This window comes from Jeotgalibacillus sp. ET6, assembly GCF_029667115.1.
In the GTDB taxonomy this organism is placed as follows: Bacteria; Bacillota; Bacilli; order Bacillales; family Jeotgalibacillaceae; genus Jeotgalibacillus.
The window spans coordinates 1-241 of sequence record NZ_JARUIU010000267.1 but is presented as its reverse complement, the minus strand read 5'-3'; the positions used below and the strand labels follow the sequence as shown (position 1 = coordinate 241).

At 44.4% G+C, this 241-nt stretch carries 1 protein-coding gene; it reads right to left on the bottom strand.

The genetic code is table 11. The annotated features are described in order from the left end of the window. The coding region (locus P6709_RS20280; protein WP_278242677.1) for an arginase family protein at nt 1–241 on the bottom strand (241 nt) is incomplete at both ends.

Sequence of the window (241 nt, the reverse complement as noted above, 5' to 3'; positions counted from 1 at the left end):
TTGAAATGCCGCCTGGTGTAGAAGCGGGGACCACTGGAGCAAATCCAATATGCAGCTCATCCATATACATCGTTATATACGTGCGGTCGGTTTTTTGGCTCAGCTCATTTAACGCAGCACGGACAGTTTTAACGATCCCGTTTTGTCTTGCTTTTTTTAATGAGATCATATTAACGCAATGCTTTTTACCGTAAGCCACCAGGTCAGGTGCATTGAAATAGCCATGAAGCCCGATCGTATA